The 18,021-nt window shown below is 47.8% G+C and carries 17 protein-coding genes and 1 other annotated feature; of the genes, 15 read left to right on the top strand and 2 right to left on the bottom strand.

Features of this window, described 5'->3' with window-relative positions:
* Positions 1-15 precede the first annotated feature (15 nt).
* Positions 16-274: a binding site (T-box leader), on the top strand.
* A 56-nt stretch (positions 275-330) separates the two neighbouring features.
* From V8F51_RS14405 to V8F51_RS14370, 8 genes are all read left to right on the top strand, one after another.
* Positions 331-1,896 (top strand): 2-isopropylmalate synthase, encoded by a 1,566-nt coding sequence (locus V8F51_RS14405; RefSeq protein ID WP_337100974.1) that lies wholly within the window; start codon positions 331-333, stop codon positions 1,894-1,896.
* Positions 1,897-1,919: 23 nt separating this feature from the next.
* The gene (locus V8F51_RS14400; protein WP_337100973.1) at positions 1,920-2,732 is read left to right on the top strand and encodes a class I SAM-dependent methyltransferase; all 813 of its coding nucleotides are present in this window, start codon (positions 1,920-1,922) and stop codon (positions 2,730-2,732) included.
* Between the two features lie 484 nt (positions 2,733-3,216).
* Positions 3,217-4,002, top strand: a complete 786-nt coding sequence (locus V8F51_RS14395) for an ABC transporter ATP-binding protein (RefSeq protein ID WP_337100972.1) — start codon at positions 3,217-3,219, stop codon at positions 4,000-4,002.
* Between the two features lie 107 nt (positions 4,003-4,109).
* Positions 4,110-4,262, top strand: coding sequence for a hypothetical protein (locus tag V8F51_RS14390; protein WP_337100971.1), 153 nt, complete (start codon positions 4,110-4,112; stop codon positions 4,260-4,262).
* An 83-nt stretch (positions 4,263-4,345) separates the two neighbouring features.
* The gene (locus V8F51_RS14385) at positions 4,346-5,242 is read left to right on the top strand and encodes a polyprenyl synthetase family protein (protein WP_337100970.1); all 897 of its coding nucleotides are present in this window, start codon (positions 4,346-4,348) and stop codon (positions 5,240-5,242) included.
* Between the two features lie 129 nt (positions 5,243-5,371).
* A complete protein-coding gene (gene comX, locus V8F51_RS14380) occupies positions 5,372-5,545 on the top strand; it encodes a competence pheromone ComX (protein WP_337100969.1) in 174 nt (57 codons plus the stop codon).
* A gap of 39 nt (positions 5,546-5,584) precedes the next feature.
* Positions 5,585-7,984 carry a sensor histidine kinase gene (locus V8F51_RS14375; RefSeq protein ID WP_337100968.1) on the top strand — a complete coding sequence of 800 codons (2,400 nt, stop codon included), beginning with the start codon at positions 5,585-5,587 and terminating at the stop codon, positions 7,982-7,984.
* Positions 7,962-8,612: a response regulator transcription factor gene (locus V8F51_RS14370; RefSeq protein WP_337100967.1), complete on the top strand. Its 651-nt coding sequence runs from the start codon at positions 7,962-7,964 to the stop codon at positions 8,610-8,612. Before V8F51_RS14375 ends, V8F51_RS14370 begins: the two co-directional genes overlap by 23 nt.
* 68 nt (positions 8,613-8,680) lie before the next feature.
* Here the strand turns inward: V8F51_RS14370 and V8F51_RS31580 are convergent, their stop codons facing one another.
* Complete coding sequence (locus V8F51_RS31580; protein ID WP_442956433.1) at positions 8,681-8,749, bottom strand: phosphotransferase; 69 nt, start codon at positions 8,747-8,749, stop codon at positions 8,681-8,683.
* A 100-nt stretch (positions 8,750-8,849) separates the two neighbouring features.
* On the bottom strand, positions 8,850-10,784 hold the full coding sequence (locus tag V8F51_RS14365; protein ID WP_337100966.1) for an ABC-F family ATP-binding cassette domain-containing protein: 1,935 nt from the start codon (positions 10,782-10,784) through the stop codon (positions 8,850-8,852).
* A gap of 159 nt (positions 10,785-10,943) precedes the next feature.
* Here V8F51_RS14365 and V8F51_RS14360 point away from each other — a divergent pair, with 159 nt between their 5' ends.
* From V8F51_RS14360 to V8F51_RS14330, 7 genes are all read left to right on the top strand, one after another.
* On the top strand, positions 10,944-11,552 hold the full coding sequence (locus tag V8F51_RS14360) for a 5-formyltetrahydrofolate cyclo-ligase (protein ID WP_337100965.1): 609 nt from the start codon (positions 10,944-10,946) through the stop codon (positions 11,550-11,552).
* A 36-nt stretch (positions 11,553-11,588) separates the two neighbouring features.
* On the top strand, positions 11,589-12,068 hold the full coding sequence (moaC, locus tag V8F51_RS14355; RefSeq protein WP_337101076.1) for a cyclic pyranopterin monophosphate synthase MoaC: 480 nt from the start codon (positions 11,589-11,591) through the stop codon (positions 12,066-12,068).
* A 26-nt stretch (positions 12,069-12,094) separates the two neighbouring features.
* Positions 12,095-12,589, top strand: coding sequence for a MogA/MoaB family molybdenum cofactor biosynthesis protein (locus V8F51_RS14350; RefSeq protein ID WP_337100964.1), 495 nt, complete (start codon positions 12,095-12,097; stop codon positions 12,587-12,589).
* The gene (locus V8F51_RS14345; protein ID WP_337100963.1) at positions 12,586-13,656 is read left to right on the top strand and encodes a molybdopterin-binding protein; all 1,071 of its coding nucleotides are present in this window, start codon (positions 12,586-12,588) and stop codon (positions 13,654-13,656) included. Before V8F51_RS14350 ends, V8F51_RS14345 begins: the two co-directional genes overlap by 4 nt.
* Positions 13,657-13,746: 90 nt before the next feature.
* Positions 13,747-13,980 (top strand): twin-arginine translocase TatA/TatE family subunit, encoded by a 234-nt coding sequence (locus V8F51_RS14340; RefSeq protein ID WP_337100962.1) that lies wholly within the window; start codon positions 13,747-13,749, stop codon positions 13,978-13,980.
* Positions 13,981-14,057: 77 nt separating this feature from the next.
* Positions 14,058-14,867: a twin-arginine translocase subunit TatC gene (tatC, locus tag V8F51_RS14335; protein ID WP_337100961.1), complete on the top strand. Its 810-nt coding sequence runs from the start codon at positions 14,058-14,060 to the stop codon at positions 14,865-14,867.
* A gap of 321 nt (positions 14,868-15,188) precedes the next feature.
* A complete protein-coding gene (locus V8F51_RS14330; RefSeq protein WP_337100960.1) occupies positions 15,189-18,008 on the top strand; it encodes an S-layer homology domain-containing protein in 2,820 nt (939 codons plus the stop codon).
* The last annotated feature ends 13 nt before the right edge of the window (positions 18,009-18,021 follow it).

Below are 18,021 nucleotides of genomic sequence, written 5' to 3'. Positions count from 1 at the left end.
GTAACCGAATAGTGATTCAACGCAAAGAACAGGAATAGTAGAACGTAAAGCTGGCAAAGCGCAAGAGAGCTGCGGGGAGGTGCGACGCAGTCGAGGCTTAAGGTTCGAAGCTCGCCTGGGAGCGGAACGTCTGAAATAGGATAAAGCGGCATGCGGCTTATCCGAATAGGACGTTACGGCTGGCCTCCGATATCGGGCAACGAGCGGGTTTGGATGCGAACATCCAGCCAATTAGAGTGGTACCACGGCAGCTATTAAGTCTGTCGTCTCTTATATAGAGACGGCGGGCTTTTTTTGTTATCCACAAACCAACTTTAGGAGGTCATTCTCATGACAAACGAAATGAAAAAAATTCAAATTTTCGATACGACTTTAAGAGACGGCGAGCAATCCCCAGGTGCATCAATAGCTCCAGAACGCAAAATCATTGTCGCAAGACAATTGGCAAAGCTGGGTATCGACGTCATGGAGCCGGGCTTTCCTGTCGCAAGCCCAGGCGAGTTCGCCGCTGTGCAGCAAATATCGAGGGAGCTGCAAAACGTCGAAATTGCAGGTTTTGCCCGCGCCGTTAAGGGAGATATTGACGCTGCGGTGAAAGCGACGCAAGATGCAGCGCGCAGAAGGTTGCATCTGTTCATCTCCTCCTCGGATATCCACCTGAACCATCAGTTGCGCAAATCGCGCGACGAGGTTGTGCAGATTGCCCGTGAAATGGTCGCTTACGGCAAGCAGTTCGTAGACGAGATCGAGTTTTCGGCTATGGACTCAACTCGTTCGGGCCGCGATTTCGTTATCCAACTGGTAGAGGCGGTAATTGCCGAAGGAGCCACCGTTATCAACTTGCCTGATACGCTTGGTTATGCGATGCCGGATGAAGTAACCGAGCTGTTTCAGGCGGTACGTGGGCAAGCGAGAGGCGGTAAGAATGTTAGATACAGCGCGCATAACCATAATGACCTGGGACTGGCGGTTGCCAACAGTATAGCCGCTATCAAAGGCGGAGCAACGCAAATCGAGGTAACCGTCAACGGCATTGGCGAGCGCGCAGGCAACTGCTCATTAGAGGAATTGGTGATGGCCATTGAGACGCGTAAGGATGCATTGCAGGCTGAGACTAACATCCATGTAAAAGAAATTTACGAGTCCTCGCGGTTGGTCAGCCGCGCAATGAACTTTCCAATTGCCTATAACAAGCCGATTGTCGGCCGCAATGCCTTTCAGCATGAATCAGGCATCCATCAGGACGGTTTGCTGAAAAACCGCAGCACCTATGAAATCATGGAGCCCGAAGCGATGGGTATCTCTCGTAATATGATCATTCTGGGCAAGCATTCCGGGCGACATGCCATTAAGCATCGCTTATCGGAATATAACATCGAATTGACCGATCTACAGCTGCAGGATGTGTATGACCGATTCAAAGAGAAAGCAGATGAACAGAAGATCGTTTCGGATGCCGAGCTGATTCGTATTGCCGGGGATCTGACGCAGACACAGCCTGACCCTTACGTGCTAATCGATCTGCAGGTGCAATCGGGCACGCAGCGGTCGCGCACAGCAACGGTAACGATTCGCGAGAATGAAGGAAGCCAGGAGAACGCCTATATTGCGATTGGCTCAGGGCCAGTTGAGGCTGTCATCCATGCGATTCAACAAGCCATTCCAGTTGCGTCTGAGTTCGAGGACTTGGAGCTGCATTCATTATCAACAGGTGAGGAAGCGTATGGTGAAGCGGTCGTATCGATCATTCATGAAGGGCAGCGATTCCGCGGAACATCTATTCACAAAGACATTATATTGGCAGCGGCTCAGGCTTATATCTCGGCATGCAATCAAGCGGTCATGACGACAGGCAGCAGAACGGCCGCTAACAACAAGGAGCAGAAGGCGAACTGACGAGACGAAGGAGGCGTATAGGCATGAAGGAAGTCGTTGATTATTACAATAGGTTTGATGAATGGGGGCGGTTGGAAAGAGAACCGCTAGAGCTTCGCATTTATTGGCATTATATGAGCCGCTACCTTCCCGCATCCGGTCATGTTTTTGATAACGGCGCTGGGCCAGGACAATATGCGCTTAAGCTGGCTCAGCAAGGCTACGAAGTGACGCTCAATGATCTTACGCCTCGACTCGTGGAGCAAGCCCGACAGAAGGCAAAGGTGTTGGAAGTGTTAGGTAAGTTCCGGGGTTTCCATTCCTTCAATGCAACGGATCTAACAGGACTAGACGATCAGCAATTTGATGCTTCGCTTATGCTCGGCCCCTTATATCATCTTCAGAGGGAAGAGGATCGTTGCCTGGCTGCCTCTGAGCTGCATCGTGTTACGCGAAGCGGCGGCTACGTGTTCGTTGCGATGATGACGAGAACGAGACATGTTATGACGTCGTTACTGTATCCGCAGTCTTGGAAGCCGAACGATACGATTGAAGGGATTAGGACTTTTCTAGAGACAGGTGTGTTCAACCATCTTGATCAAGGTCGGTTCACGGGTGCATACTTCTATAAGCTCGAGGAGATTGAGCCCTTCATGCAGGAGCATGGCTTCCAATGTGTCAAGCTGGTCGGTTCATCAAGCACGGCCGGTCTATTCCAACAAGAGCAACTCGAATATTGGCGTAACCAGGGTGATGATGCGTACGATGAGGCAATAAAGCTAATGGCCGAAATGGCAGGAGAGCAGAGCCTTCTAGGCCTCTCCCCGCATGTGATGTACATTGGACGGCGGATATAAAAGGATGTTTTACCAGCGGGCAAGGTTATCCACATCGATAAGGCGAATTGTGCATAACCTTGCGAAAGCCTTGGTACACCAACGTTTTTGATCAATTGTAAATGTGGGGTAAACGGGGATAGTTTTTTCACAGCCTTCTTGTGGATAATGTGGATAACGAGGACAATTGAGAAGGTAATTGTTAACAGTTACAGTAAGCCAATATTTTTCGTTAATTTATAATATGTCGAAATAGTCGGTATCGACTGAATTAACTAACAATTTATGCAGATATGTGGATAACTATGTGTATAAGTCTAATGAAGACGTGTATCCAATTTTGGCCTCCATTTTGCGCATTTGTTGCGGAGCGCAAAATATTTGCGGAAATTACGAGATAGGTTTTCGGTGAAAAATAGAGATGTATACGTTATCTTAAGAATATGATTTCTATGAAAACGAGCATCTCAAACTGCGCTTAAGCGTGAATGGAGGCCAATCATAAATGGATACGCAGACAGTCATTCAGGTAAGCTCAATAAGTAAGTATTATGGGTCGAACACGGCGGTTGACAATGTATCGTTTCAAGTGAAGAAAGGTGAGCTATTCGGGATCGTTGGCACGAACGGTGCCGGTAAAACAACGTTGCTCGAGATGATGATGGGCTTGCGAATGCCTGATTTGGGCACGATTCATGTGCTCGGACGCGATGTTTTGTCTGAGGCGGATTTGCTGAAGGAGGACATTGGCATTCATCTGCAAAGCACGACGTTGATCGATAAAATGAATGTTCGCGAGGCGTTGGAACTGTTCCAATCCTTTTACAAACGAAAAAATGATCTCGATTTAATTATAAATCAATTCGGTTTAGAACCTTATGTTGACAAAATGGTCAAGCGTTTATCAGGCGGCTGGAGACAGCGTACAGCGCTCGCTATTGCACTTGTTAACGATCCTCATATTATATTTCTTGACGAGCCGACGACCGGGCTTGACCCGACAGCCAAAAGAGATTATTGGTCGCTTCTGCTTGAGCTCAAGCGTCAAGGGAAGACCATCGTAGTAGCTTCACATGATATGGAAGAACTCCAGCGCAATTGCAATCGTATTGCCGTCATGCGTAAAGGGGAATTGGTTGCATGCGATAGCCCGCCGGCTCTTATCTCCAACTTGCCGGGAGGGGGAATGACAATGGAGGCCGTATATATGCAGTATGCGGTCGAATATAAGAAAGAACAACAACATCATATTACGGATGACAGCATTAGGGCGCTCAATTTGCTTATGTAATCCTCAAGGAGGGCTTTGCGCACATGGATCATGGCGATCACACCAGTAGTCCGTCAGCCCGCAAGACACAGTTATATCAGAAGAGAATGGAGATGATATCGCGTTTAATGAATCGACTAGATGAGGAGGCGAATGACGAACAGATTAGATTAACAGCCGAAGTTAGCAAAGCGAAGAAGAAGGCAGGGATTAGGGAGCGTCTATCGAAATCGATTGGGCTTGATAAATGGTTAAATGTCGTTTATCGTATGTTTACATAAGAGATTCATAGTATACTTGGTAATAAATTGTATCTCCCGGGGGCAAGCGAATGATGAACGGCAATACCTTAATAGAACAGCATATGCGAGCCTTGATTGGGCAATATTTTACCGCGGAGCCGCTGTTGCACTATGCGCTTCGATTTACGGAGGATAAGCTTAGCGAGACGATTAAATTCGGTCGGCTGACGCTTCTCCACTATCGAATGTTCGGAGGCGCAGATTCTGTTATCTACCAAGCGGCTGCAGCGGTCGAGCTGTTCATATTAGCGTCTGATATATTCGATGATTTGCAGGATCAGGATGCTCCGGGAAGAAGCTGGATGCAAGTGCCGCCGCCGATTGCGATTCACGTCGCTACTTCGCTGTTGACGTTGTCGCAGCAGGCGATGCAGAGCTGCAAGTTTGATCCGTCCGTACGATTACAGCTTGTCGATCTCATGAACAGCCAGCTGCTGCAAGCGGCTAATGGTCAGATGCTCGATCTGATGGATCATGCTACGGATGAAGAAACGTATTTGGAGACGGTAAAATTGAAGTCCGCCTCTTTGCTGCTGTTCGCTTGTATGACGGGGGTTATTGCTGCAGGCAAGCCTTGGCAGCCGATTGTGGCTGAATATGCAGTTGAGATCGGCATTGCCGCACAAATTCGCAACGATCTGCGAGATTTGCTGAGATGGGACGAGAAAAGCGACTTTTTGCAGCGAAAGCGTACGATATTAACGATGTACTTAGTAGAGAGTGCAGCCGGTGACGATCAGTGGATTGCAGATTATTTTGGAGGCTCGCTCAGCATTCAAGAAGTAGAGCAAAGATCAGAGCTGTTCGAAGAGGCATGCGAACGATCGGGAACGCTGTTATACGGGGCAGTCATGAGTCGTATGCACTATAATCGCTTCGAGGAACTGCTGAACTCCATGCAGGAAATAAGTCCCTGGAAAGCGGAGTTTTTGCACGTGTTGAACGGGGAAATTGCATAAATACATACCACGCAAAATCTATTTCGGTAAATACGAATCAGTTTTGCGTTTTCTGTCGAATCATTTCCTGTTATATTAGAAATGTGTCATACACAAGTCTATTTTAATAGTGAAACGGAGGAGTTTTAAATGTTGAAAGAAACAATTCGTCAATTGGCAAGCAGTACGGAAAAAATGTCTTTGGTTATGGGTGGACAAATGCAATTAGCGGGTGTTTCTGCAGCTGAACAAAAAGCTCTTTTCGGAGAACTGAAAAACAAAAACGATAAAAAAGAAAACTATCGCTTGTCGTTCTGGGTATAAGAAATAAGATATTCTTGTGCAGGCAATGGGGGAAAGAGCATGAAGTCCTACATACCAAATCGAGTCATATTTCTTCTATTCCTGTTGGTTTTAATAACGATATTATCCTACCTTACTATTATTATCGTTCGCGAACCTTTCATAGGCGCAGAAGTTGTAAAAAACGATGACGGACAATTCGTTGTTAAGCTAGTTGAACCTGCCGGACAAGCCGTGTTCAAGGGAATACGTGCCGGAGATCTCATTATTGAGGTTAATGGCGGTCCGGCGGGTCAATACAAGAACGTAATCAAGTTCAATTCAATCGAAATGGCCGACACTGTAATCGTTAAGCATTTGGACGGCAATGTTCAACGCATGACTTTTACCGGCGGCTGGACTGGGGATCATTCTAACTGGGAGCTTCTCATCCAACTATACATACCGCTTATTTCTTTTATACTCTTCTCCGCATTGTCGATATTTCTATATATGAAGCGTAGAAATGATGGCGCGGCGCTTATGCTTATTTTGTTTTTTGTCGTAATAGGCTTAAGCTATTACTCCTCGGCTGCATCCTATCGAAGTGATCAGGTGGGTATCTCCTTTATTTATCTATTGTTGCCTTACGTTTCTATTCTATTTATGTTATTCATGAATAAGTATCTCAGCCGTTTCAAGGTTGTGTTCATAGCCAAGAAACATCTGATCATACTGTCTATAGTTGCAGCTGTCATAGCTGCATCTTGCCTCATATATGTATGGACGGATCTGATTTCTCAAGATGCGTTTTTTTATGTGAAAATGTTCTACTTTGGCATCATTTTAGTGGGCAACTTTATTATCGTACTGCAATTAGTACGAAAGTTTTTGTTTTATCGGAATTCAAAGCTTATCTCGCTATTTAAGATTACGCTTATGTCTCATCTGGTTGCCTTTACGCCATTTACTATGATGAATTTGCTTCCGCTTTTTGTCGGTGGAGGTCAAATACTGCCTGCAGCTTTTACAGCGCTCTTTCTGTTTGTCCTTCCTATTGTGTATTTTTATTTGTTGACCTCCAATCAACTATTCGATATCGACTTTATCCTAACAAGGTTTAAATATTATACGCTGCTAGCAATTGTGCCTTCGATAGCCATTGCTGCCGTATTGTTGTTTATCGTGAGCAATACCAGCTACCATTCAACATGGGGTAGCGGATTGGTTATGTTTGTCGTTATCTATACCGGTATGACTTTGTTCTTGTATATGAAGGAACAAATTGACCATCGTTATCGTCCCAAGCTGTTCAAAGCGATGTACAGCTATCAAGATAGTCTCGATCGCTTCTCCCGCAAAATAGCTCGTGTAATGAAGCAAGCTGACTTAGAAGAAATCTTGAAGCAGGAGATCAATGAGCTTCTGCCGGTAAGCGGCATTCATTTCTTGCTCGTCGATTACTCGGAGAATGCCGTATATCCAATGGGAGAGACGCCTGAGGAGCTTATTACGGGAGAATTTCTGCTAGGGGCGTCATACTCGATGCAGGTAGGCGAGTTAATTGATCTTCCATACGGACTCGGTTTAGTTATCGGACGGCAGCGGACCCGCTATCACATTTTGTGGATCGGCATGAAGAGCAATCATACGAGATTCAACTCAGATGAGCTGCGTTGGCTGAAGACGATGTCCAACTATGCGAGCATTGTATTCGAGAATTTGTATTTAATTGAAGGCTTGATCGAGGATTTGGAATCGGAGCTTAAGAAGGAACATAACACTTCTCCTTGGGTACTGCGCCTCTTATTCTGTCTGTCCGAGAATGAGCGTCGGAAGCTGGCTGCCGATCTGCATGACTCGGCACTGCAAGATCAGCTTCTATGGTATCGGAAGTTAGAAGCGATTATGATGGATCATCCAATGACGGATAAGCTCGAGATGGAGCTGCAGGATATTAAGGAAGGCTTGCTCGACGTTATTCATCAAATTCGGGAAACGTGCAATGAGCTTCGTCCTCCCCTCCTGAAGGAGATGGGGGTTATTGAGGCGGTTGAATCCATTATTGAGCTTACACAAATGCGCGTAAACTTTGCGGTTGATTTCCGAGCGAAGCCATTCGACCGTCCGCTTAATGAAGAACAGATTACGGCCATTTACAGAATTGTGCAAGAGCTTTTGCGAAATGCAGGGAAGCATTCCAATGCTAAGCTCATTCGGCTTGAGCTGGAAATGAAGCATGACATGATATATTTCAGATATAAAGATGATGGAATTGGAATGGATGTCAATCAGATGATTGCGACATTCGAGCATATGGGGCTATCCGGCATCAAAGAGAGAGTGACGAGCCTTGAAGGCGACATCACCTTCCATTCGCAGCGGGGAAGAGGCCTAGAAGTAATTATTTTGATACCGGAGAAAATGACCTCTGGGCTGTCGGAAATGGGGATTTCGCGTGATTCGTATCTTATTGGTTGACGATCATCCTTCTGTAGGCGAAGGGACAAAAACGATGATTGAGCAAGACCCCGACATGGAAGTAACGGTCGTTCTCTCAGCGATAGAAGCGCTTGATATGATTCAATCGAAAAGCTTCGACTTGATCTTGTGTGACTTGAACATGCCGGGAATAAGCGGCCTCGAATTAACGAAGCGGTTAATACAGCAGGATGCTGAACGGAAAGTCATTATTTATACCGGTTATGAGATAGGCACGCACTTCAACTTGTTAATCGAGTCAGGAGTATCTGGGTTCATCTCGAAGACGATATCGAGGGAGCAATTACATAATGCGATCCGCTGTGCGATGCGGGGCGACGCGGTTATTCCAATCTCGCTGCTGAAGCAGCTGCGAAGGAACGAGATTAAGCTTGAACGTCCGGAGCTGTCGATTGAGGATGTATCGATTAATGAGAAGGAGCAAACGATCCTGCATGAAGTAGCAACAGGCGTCAGCAATAAGGAGCTTGCCGCAATGCTGCACGTGAGTCAGCGCAACGTTGAATATCAACTTTCCAAAATATTCGAGAAGCTAAGTGTTCGCTCACGTTCAGAAGCGATCAAAGAGGCGCAGCGCTTAGGCTTAATAAGCTTGGAGCAGTATTAAGAAGAAGCCGGTTGGACATGAATTATCCATGTCCAGCCGGCTTCTTGCCATTCATACGATTAACGAGACTAATCATATATACCGCTAACCTTATTATCCTGCCAAAGGATATTTGTTGGATGGTAGTCGCGGTGGATATGCGGGCTGTGGGTTCAATTACATTCGATAACCATTGCATCGTTTGTTCAGATAATGGATGACTGAATTGCTGCATGAAACGATTTCTCTGTTTCGTAGCTACATATATTTCTCCCATTCCTCATATGCGCTTGCCAGAGCGGTCTTGTGCTTCTCGATCTCGGCTTGTATTTCCTGAATGCGAACATAATCGTTAAAAATAGCCGGGTCAGCCAACTTCTCTTCCCATTTAGCGATCTGCTGCTCCTCGGAAGCAATATCTTGCTCAAGCTGCTCGAGCTTCCGTTGGCGACTCCGCTCTTCTCGCTTCGCTTGCTTGTCTGCCTCATACGAAGTAACGGGAGCGTTGTCAATTGCTGCCGATTTGGAGGTGTTTGTGGCTTGCTTAGCTAACGCTTCAAGGCGCGCTTCCTCGATCTCGGATTTTTTCTCTATCATATCGTCATAATTTCCTAGGAAATGATCTGTACCGTTCGGATTTAATTCGACAATACGCTCGGCCATCTTATTTAGGAAGTAACGGTCATGGGAGATGAATAGCAGCGTGCCTTCGTAATCCATAAGCGCTGCTTCAAGCACCTCTTTACTGAACAAGTCCAAATGGTTGGTAGGCTCATCGAGAATAAGCACATTCGCTTGCGCGAGCATAAGCTTGGCTAGCGAAACTCGTGCCTTCTCTCCGCCGCTTAGCGACGAGACACGCTTCAATACATCTTCACCGCTGAACAGGAAGTTGCCTAGAACAGTGCGAATTCGAGCTTCTTCCATGTGAGAATAGGCGCTCCATACTTCTTCCAAGACGGTGTTGCTTCCGTTCAGACGTGTATGCTCTTGATCGTAATAGCCGATCTTCACGTTCGTCCCCCATCGGACGGTGCCGCTGGAAGGCTCGTTCTGTCCGACCAGAACTTTAAGCAATGTTGATTTGCCGATCCCGTTCGGTCCAATCAAGGCAACCGTTTCGCTGCGGGAGAGCTGGAAGGAGACGTTATTGAATAGCGGCTTCGGTTGTCCAGGAAATGTTACGGACAAGCCGCTGACGTCAAGTACGTCCTTGCCGGTCATTCGCTCAATCTCGAAGCTGAAGTGGGCTTTCTTCAAGTCGCCCATCGGCTTGTCGAGGCGATCCATCTTATCCAGTGCTTTGCGTCTGCTCTGCGCTCGCTTTGTCGTAGAAGCCCGTACGATATTTTTTTGTATGAATTGCTCCAACTTGGAAATCTCGTCCTGCTGCTTCTCAAATTGCTTCATATTACTCTCATAATCGGCAGCCTTCAGCTCCATGTAGCGGCTGTAATTGCCTGTATACCGCTTAGAGACATGACGCTCGATCTCAATGATGGTCTGGGCGAGCGCATCGAGGAAGTAGCGGTCATGGGAGACAACGACGATTGCGCCGGAGTATCCGCGCAGGTAGCCCTCTAGCCATGTCAACGTTTCGATGTCCAAGTAGTTAGTTGGTTCATCGAGCATAAGCAGGTCTGGCGCTTGCAGTAGAATTCGGGCGAGCGCCAGACGCGTCTTCTGTCCCCCGCTTAATGTAGCGATTCGCGTATCAGGCGGGAACTGTCCGAAGCCCATCCCGTGCAGCACGCTGTTGATGCGTGTGTTGATCTCGAATCCGCCTTGCTCGCGGAACCAGTCCGAACGCTTCGCATATCTCTCAAGCGTGTCAGCATAACGTTTCTGATCATCATGCAAGGCAGGATCGGCAATCTTTACTTCAAGATCGCGCAGCTCCTGCTCAGCCTCCAGCAGATGAGCGAAGACAGCCCTCATCTCGGCTTCGATGGTTCGATCCGTGTTAAGACCGCTATTTTGCGCTAAGTAACCGATTCTGGTTTCTTTCGCTTTATGAATATCACCGGAATCGGCAGTGATCTCGCCGGCAATAATTTTTAACAATGTCGATTTGCCTGCACCGTTGACGCCGACGAGTCCGATTCGTTCGCGTTCCAGCACTTGCATTGAAATATTGGATAGTACGACGTCAACGCCGTAGCTCTTCGTTATGTTGGATACTTGCAGCAGCATCTTGAAACCTCCAGCCAATAATTGCATCAGAATTTGTTGCTTGCCATCCTCTCTAGTTTACCATAAATGGGCGCTTCCATTGGCGAAAGTTGTATAAGAGTGGTAAACTAAAATAAATGGAAGCATATGACGGGACATAGAGTAGGTGGTCTGCCCTTGATGGAGGATAAGGAACGGAATGGGAAGCAGGCTATCCGCTCGGAAATGACGCGAATACGGAATGGGCTAGCAGAGGAAGAGCGGAGAGCTTGGTCGCTCGCGGCTAGCGGACACGCAGCGGCGTATTTGGAAGAAAGCTCGGAGGAAGCCTTTATGGCGTATGTATCCTTCCGCAGCGAAATGGATCTTTCATCTCTAATCGAATGGGGCTGGGAGAAGGGGCTGGAAGTGATCGTTCCCAAATGCAATTCTGCCGATCGCTCCATGACACTCTACCGACTCAAGAACTGGGATCAATTGAAGCCTGGCGAATATGGCATAATGGAACCGGACCCGCTTGCAGCCGAGGAGCTTAATCCTAAGCGGATGCCGCAGGTCATCTTTGTACCAGGTATTGCTTTCGATCTGAAGGGCGGCAGAATGGGCTATGGAGGCGGCTATTATGATCGGTTCGCTGCGAAGCTTTATGATGCTGGGAGAGCGGTTAATCGCGTTCAGTGGATAGGAGCATCGTTCGAAGCTCAATTGGTAGAGGAATTGATGCTTGAGCCGCATGATATTCGTATGAATGGAATATTGACGCAGCGTCAGCTATATTTGACAATATAGGAAGCAGAAGAGTATGGATAGAAGGAGCGAATAGTGGTGGAGCTGACTCACTTTAACGAACAAGGCCGCGCGCGCATGGTGGATATATCGGATAAGGAAGTTACGGCTCGCTCGGCAACAGCAAGTACGCTGGTGAAGATGAATCCGGACACATTATCGCGCATCAAGGCAGGAACAATCGGCAAAGGCGATGTTCTTGCCGTTGCTCAGGTGGCAGCGGTTATGGCTGCTAAGAAAACATCAGACTGGATACCGATGTGTCATCCGCTTCCGCTAACAGGCGTGAATATTGTATTTACCGATAATGGAACGGATGAGCTTTATATAGAAGGAACGGTTAAGACGACCGGTAAGACAGGCGTTGAGATGGAGGCGCTGACTGCGGTATCTGCGGCTGCGCTGACCGTATACGATATGTGCAAAGCATTGCAGAAGGATATGATTATCGGACCGACGCAGCTCATTGCGAAGAGCGGCGGCAAGAGCGGCGATTACCGAATATCAACAAACCTGTAATCGGACTTGGATGGGAGGAATAGCAGATGCGTTGGAAGGTAGCCATACTGACGGCAAGCGACAAAGGCTCGCGCGGGGAACGCGAGGATACGAGCGCACAAGTGATTCGCGAGCTTATCGAAGAAGAGCTTGGCGGGGAAATCGTCGATTATCGAATCGTTCCAGATGAGCAGGATGAGATTATGGCGGCTATTATTGAGATGACGGAATATTTCCACGCGGATCTCGTGCTTACGACAGGCGGTACTGGGCTTGCCGCAAGAGATATTACGCCGGAAGCGACGATGAAGGTAATCGATCGTGTCGTTCCCGGACTGGCTGAGGCTATGCGAATGGGTGCTTTGCAGAAGACGAGACGAGCGATGCTATCGAGAGGCGTATGCGGCATTCGCGGCAACTCCTTAATCGTTAACTTGCCTGGCAGTCCGAAGGGTGTACATGAGAGCTTGATGGCGATAATGGATCAATTGCCGCATGCATTGGACATTTTGTCGGGAAGACTTGGTGATCATAGAGCATGAGCAACACGAACGATAAACCGGAAATAACGTCTGCATCCGCAACTGAGTCGTCCGTTCAATCCACGAGGCTGAGGGAAGTGTCGGTGTACGATGCGATCGGCTTGCGACTTGCGCATGATCTCACGCAGATTATCCCTGGTCAGTTCAAGGGAAGGTTATTCAAGAAAGGCCATCTGGTGACGGAGGCTGATATTCCTAAGTTGCTCGACATTGGCAAAGAGCATATTTACATCATGGAGCTTGGCGATAATGATCTCCATGAGGATGATGCTGCGATACGGATGGCTAGAGCTTTGTACGGCGAGGGTATAGTGCTTAATGAGCCGCATGAGGGCAAGGTCAGCATGAAGGCGAGCGCTCAAGGCCTTGTTCATATTGATCGTTCAATTGTGGATGCTATTAATCGTCTTGGCGATATTGCGCTGGCTACGGTGAAGACGAATACGGTCGCTGAGACTGGCAGGCAGTTGGCGGCAACGAGAGCGATTCCTCTTTATGTTCCGAAAGCGAAGGTCGAGGAAGTTGAACGAATGGCGGAAGAATACAGGGCAGCACATGATGGCGCTGCGCCCATCCGTGTGCGTCCGCTTCGTTCATTAAAAGCGGGATTGCTTACAACGGGCGGAGAAGTGTTCAGTGGACGAATCGAGGACAAATTCGGTCCAGCCGTTAAGAGCAAGCTGGAAGCACTCGGATCAAAGGTTGCAGAACAGCGCTTCGCCCCTGATGATCGACAAATAATTGTCAAGGAAATACACTACTTGCTGGGCAAACGGTATGATATGATACTAGTAACAGGCGGAATGTCGGTTGATCCAGATGATCGAACGCCAGGCGCGATTAAGGAAGCCGGTACTCACATTGTCAGTTACGGAACGCCGATGCTGCCAGGCTCTATGCTATTGATCGGCTATTTGGACGGGGTGCCGATAATGGGACTGCCAGGCTGCGTTATGCATGATCCTTATACATCATTCGATGTACTGCTGCCTCGTATTCTCGCTGGAGATACGATTATGCAGGACGACATTGTAGATATGGGGTACGGAGGGCTATACGGCTGTTAAAGCGAACCTCGCATTGTCTTGCCACACAGAGCTAGGTAATAATTGTGAGACCGCAACTGCTAATTACGTTATTGTATAGGAGGTTTTGGAATGTCAGGCATAGGCGCAACAGGTATTATATTGCTCGTTCTTGTCGCATTGCTGCTGTTCGGTCCTAACAAGCTGCCAGAGCTTGGACGGGCATTCGGACGGACGCTGCGCGAGTTCAAGGCAGGAGCAAAGGACATCATGGAAGACGATGATCGCAAGGACAAGGATACGAATCGTGTTGAAGTGAATCGGGTAGACAATTTGGAGAAGAACAATAAGCGGCTTCCGGACTGACCGGGCCCGCTTTTTTGTTGAACGATATTTGTATAAGTATGATCAAGGCCGTTCTTGCAGAATGGAGGATATAATGGATGGGATCGGATCAAAACAGCTCGTCAGAGCAAAAGTCGCGCAGGCAGCTAATTGGTGAAGAAGGGCTTATGCCGCTGCTTGGACATCTCGGCGAACTGCGCAAACGTATCGTATACATACTGATTGCTCTTACGTTAGGACTTGTAGTAGGACTTCTGCTGGCTCAACGGGTCTACAACTTCCTAATGAGTCAGAAGCCTGCGAATACGATATCGCTTCATACGTTCTCGCTATGGGACGGTATCGGCATGTACATGAAGTTTGCTTTCGTCATAGCGTTAATTATTGCGTTGCCGATCATTGCTTACCAGCTATGGGCGTTCGTAAAGCCTGCGCTGCATGAGCATGAGCAGAGATCGACCTTAAAATATGTGCCGTTCGCGCTCATTATGTTTTTGATCGGACTCGCCTTTTCGTACTTTGTTGTGTTTCCGCTCGCCTTTAACTTTACTAGGAGCGTATCGGAGCATTTGAACTTAGAGGAAACGTACGGAATTGCGCAATACTTTACGTTTATGTTTAATATTCTAATACCGATCTCGTTACTGTTCGAGCTGCCGCTCGTTATTATGTTCCTCACAGCGATTAGGCTGCTTAATCCGAAACGGCTGCGCAAGATGCGCCGCGTCGCTTACTTTATTATGATATTCATTGGCGTAACAGTGACACCGCCGGATTTCATATCGGACGTACTGGTTGCCATACCGTTAATATTGCTGTATGAGGTCAGTGTTATTCTGTCAGGCTTTGTGTATCGCAAGCAGCAGGATAAGGATGCCAGATGGGAAGCGGAATTCGGACAAGGATAGCTCGATTTCAGTTTAACGAGTAACTTATGTGTATCCAATATGGCTGTCGAGGTTTTTCTCGACAGATTTCTTTAATAGCGCAAACGCAGTCCAATTGGACTGCGTTTTTATTATGGTTGAAATTGGCCGTATTTATAGGAAATAATCATTTATTTCAATTTTTTATTTAAATTTATCTATTTATTGACTGAATAATTTTGTTAAAATGATACTTAATACCTAGTTATTAAGTCGAATATTAACTTAAACTGGTGTCGAGTCATGCAATAATTTTAAAAATGTACACGAAGTTTATTAAAAAGAGAAGAGGATGACAACAAGATGATACGAAATTCGTTTCAAGCAAGAATGGCTGCTGTACTGATGAGTATTTTGCTGGCGCTAGGTTCGTTGGGCGTAAGCGGAACCGCCTCGGCGGCTTCGTATACCCCCAAGCCTTCCGAAACGCCACCCTATACGGGACCGTTGACATGGATGGATTTTACGGACTCTATTTACTCTCAAGTAGGTAGCTCATCAGTGACGGATGATGTATATGTTCCATATTCGCTGGCCATTGACGAGGATGACAACTTTTATGTAACTGAGTTCGGTGGATTCATGAGTGATGATAACATCGCCGGCAAGTTGGAGATTTTATCGGACAACGGCCAATCGGTAACCGAAATTACATACGATTCTGATGTCACCTATCCGCTCGGCATTGCGGTCGATGAAGATAAGAACGTGTATGTCACCGATAACACGACAAGCGGTTCCAACCTGAACAACGATGCCCGCATTCTGAAGCTGGATAACGGTACAGATTCATGGATCGATATTACGCACGGCGAGACACTGCGGTATGCGATGGGCGTTGCAGCCGATCGGGAAGGCAACGTGTACGCAGTCGACAGCAGCAACAACGGCGGTATGTCCGTGCCGGCGCCGCGAATTTTGAAATTGTCGAGCGGTGATACAGAATGGGATGACATTACAAATTCTGCCTTTGCCACCTTGTCGAACGTAATCGTATTCGATATTGTGGTTGATGGCGAAGGCAATTTATTTATCGGCGTGTTGCCATACTCGGGGATGTCGAACGGCGGCGGTGGGGAAATTCTTAAGCTGCCGGCCGGAACTTCCGATTGGATAAATGTAACGCCGGCTACAACAACGGGTGCGATGCCGTTCCTTCCATACGGAATGGGTATTGATGTGTACGATAACGTACATGTCGTGAGCTTTGTTACTGGAAGCATTATGAAGCTTGGCTATAATGGCGATTCGAACGATTGGACGGAGCTAGAGGCTATGCCTGCTGCCCAAGGTATTTTCGATGTCGCTGCTGACAGCTCCGGTCACGTGTACAGTACCAATATTTTCCGTGGAAACATCTCGACGTTGAGAGCTTCCGTTATTTACGACGGCAATGGCAGTTCCTCAGGAACGGCTCCGCTGGATGATCGGGCCTATGAGCCGGACGAAATCGCTACGGTAGCCGACGAAGGAGATTTGGAGAAAACCGGATACGTATTCACGGGATGGGCTACGTCACCAGACACGACGACAGTCGAGTATGACCCAGGAGATACGATCGACATGACGCAAAGCATCCAGTTATATGCAGTCTGGACGCCAATTCCTACGTACACGGTTTCCTATCAGGCAGGAACCGGTGGAAGCATCAGCGGTCCGAGCAGTGAGCCGGTTATCGAAGGAGGCACTCCAGTTTCTGTGCCAACCGCAACGGCTGATTCAGGTTATACGTTCGTAGGTTGGAACAGCAATGGAGGATCGAGGCTTCTCACGGAAGATCAAGTGGCAACCACCGTTGTCAGCCGCAATATTACGTATACGGCGCGCTTCAAATCGGATCGATCCAATAGCACGCCGGAGCCAACCGATCCCGGTATCGAAATCATCCTTGACGGCGTGAAGCAGGAGCAATTGGCAACCGCGCAGAAGAGCGAGGAAAACGGAAGAAACGTGACGACGGTCGTTCTGGATAGCTCTAAAGTGATCGACAAGCTGAATCGCGACAATAATAAGCTGCTAACCATTCCGGTAACGGGTGATAGCCAGGATATTATCGTCCAGTTGAACGGAAGCTTGCTCAAAACGTTGGTGTCGAAAGACGGCACTATTGAAATCATAACCGACAAAGCGACATACACGCTTCCGGCAGCACAGCTGAATATCAACGACATCTCTTCGCAGCTCGGCAAAGATGTGAAATTAGAGGATATTACCATTAGCATTCGAATCCTCGAGACTTCTGAAACGAACAAGAACAAAGCACAGGCGGCAGCGCAAGAGAAAGGCGCCCAATTGATTTCAGCGCCGATTGACTTCGAAATAACTGCGACATACGGTTCGAAATCCGTAAATGTGAGCCAATTCAACAGCTACGTAGAGCGATCCATTGTTATTCCGAACGGAACCGATCCGAATAACATTACGACAGGTGTCGTCCTTACGCCAAACGGCGAGTTGCACCATGTACCGACCGCCGTCGAGCAACGTGAGGGTAAAACGTATGCGAACGTCAACAGCTTGACCAACAGCACGTATGCGGTTATCTATAACCCGAGCGAAATGGAAGACGTCAAAAACCATTGGGCGAAAGCAGACGTGAACGACATGTACTCGCGCTTGATCGTCCAAGGCGTAACGGCTACGGAATTCGATCCCGATTCGTCGATTACGAGAGCGGAGTTCTTGGCAATCGTTATGCGCGCGCTTGGAATTCAGGAAGCGAATTATGAGAACGACTATAAAGACGTTAGTGCAAGCAATTGGTTTGCTGGTGCTGTACAGGCAGCAACCGATTATAATCTGATCTCAGGTTATGATGACGGTTCGTTCCGTCCGAATGCGCGCATTAGCCGACAAGAAGCGACGGTCGTGCTTGCTCGTGCAACGAGCATCGCGAAGCTGAAATCGGAATTAAACGCCGAAGAGGTTAACCGTATGTTGACTGCGTTCGCGGATGGAGGCGAAGTGTCCGCTTGGGCGCGTAACGATGTCGCTGCCGCAATCAGCTTAGAACTATTGAAAGGCCATGACGGCAAGCTGGATCCCGAATCGGATCTGAGCCGCGCGGAGGCGGCTGCTCTCGTGCGCCGTCTTCTACAAGCAGCAAATTTGATTAATCGATAAATCATATCCCGAA

The sequence above is a fragment of the Paenibacillus sp. YIM B09110 genome, assembly GCF_037167145.1.
In the GTDB taxonomy this organism is placed as follows: domain Bacteria; phylum Bacillota; class Bacilli; order Paenibacillales; family Paenibacillaceae; genus Pristimantibacillus.
This window is presented reverse-complemented; position numbering and strand designations above follow the sequence as displayed.

Bases quoted from the DNA above. Each gene is read 5' to 3' on its own strand.
- V8F51_RS14405 (WP_337100974.1), top strand. From the start codon at position 331: ATGACAAACGAAATGAAAAAAATTCAAATTTTCGATACGACTTTAAGA.
- V8F51_RS14360 (WP_337100965.1), top strand. From the start codon at position 10,944: ATGGAGGATAAGGAACGGAATGGGAAGCAGGCTATCCGCTCGGAAATG.
- comX (WP_337100969.1), top strand. From the start codon at position 5,372: ATGTTGAAAGAAACAATTCGTCAATTGGCAAGCAGTACGGAAAAAATG.
- V8F51_RS14350 (WP_337100964.1), top strand. From the start codon at position 12,095: ATGCGTTGGAAGGTAGCCATACTGACGGCAAGCGACAAAGGCTCGCGC.
- V8F51_RS14400 (WP_337100973.1), top strand. From the start codon at position 1,920: ATGAAGGAAGTCGTTGATTATTACAATAGGTTTGATGAATGGGGGCGG.
- V8F51_RS14365 (WP_337100966.1), bottom strand. From the start codon at position 10,784: ATGCTGCTGCAAGTATCCAACATAACGAAGAGCTACGGCGTTGACGTC.
- V8F51_RS14345 (WP_337100963.1), top strand. From the start codon at position 12,586: ATGAGCAACACGAACGATAAACCGGAAATAACGTCTGCATCCGCAACT.
- V8F51_RS14390 (WP_337100971.1), top strand. From the start codon at position 4,110: ATGAATCGACTAGATGAGGAGGCGAATGACGAACAGATTAGATTAACA.
- V8F51_RS14375 (WP_337100968.1), top strand. From the start codon at position 5,585: ATGAAGTCCTACATACCAAATCGAGTCATATTTCTTCTATTCCTGTTG.
- V8F51_RS14340 (WP_337100962.1), top strand. From the start codon at position 13,747: ATGTCAGGCATAGGCGCAACAGGTATTATATTGCTCGTTCTTGTCGCA.
- tatC (WP_337100961.1), top strand. From the start codon at position 14,058: ATGGGATCGGATCAAAACAGCTCGTCAGAGCAAAAGTCGCGCAGGCAG.
- V8F51_RS14330 (WP_337100960.1), top strand. From the start codon at position 15,189: ATGATACGAAATTCGTTTCAAGCAAGAATGGCTGCTGTACTGATGAGT.
- V8F51_RS14395 (WP_337100972.1), top strand. From the start codon at position 3,217: ATGGATACGCAGACAGTCATTCAGGTAAGCTCAATAAGTAAGTATTAT.
- V8F51_RS14385 (WP_337100970.1), top strand. From the start codon at position 4,346: ATGCGAGCCTTGATTGGGCAATATTTTACCGCGGAGCCGCTGTTGCAC.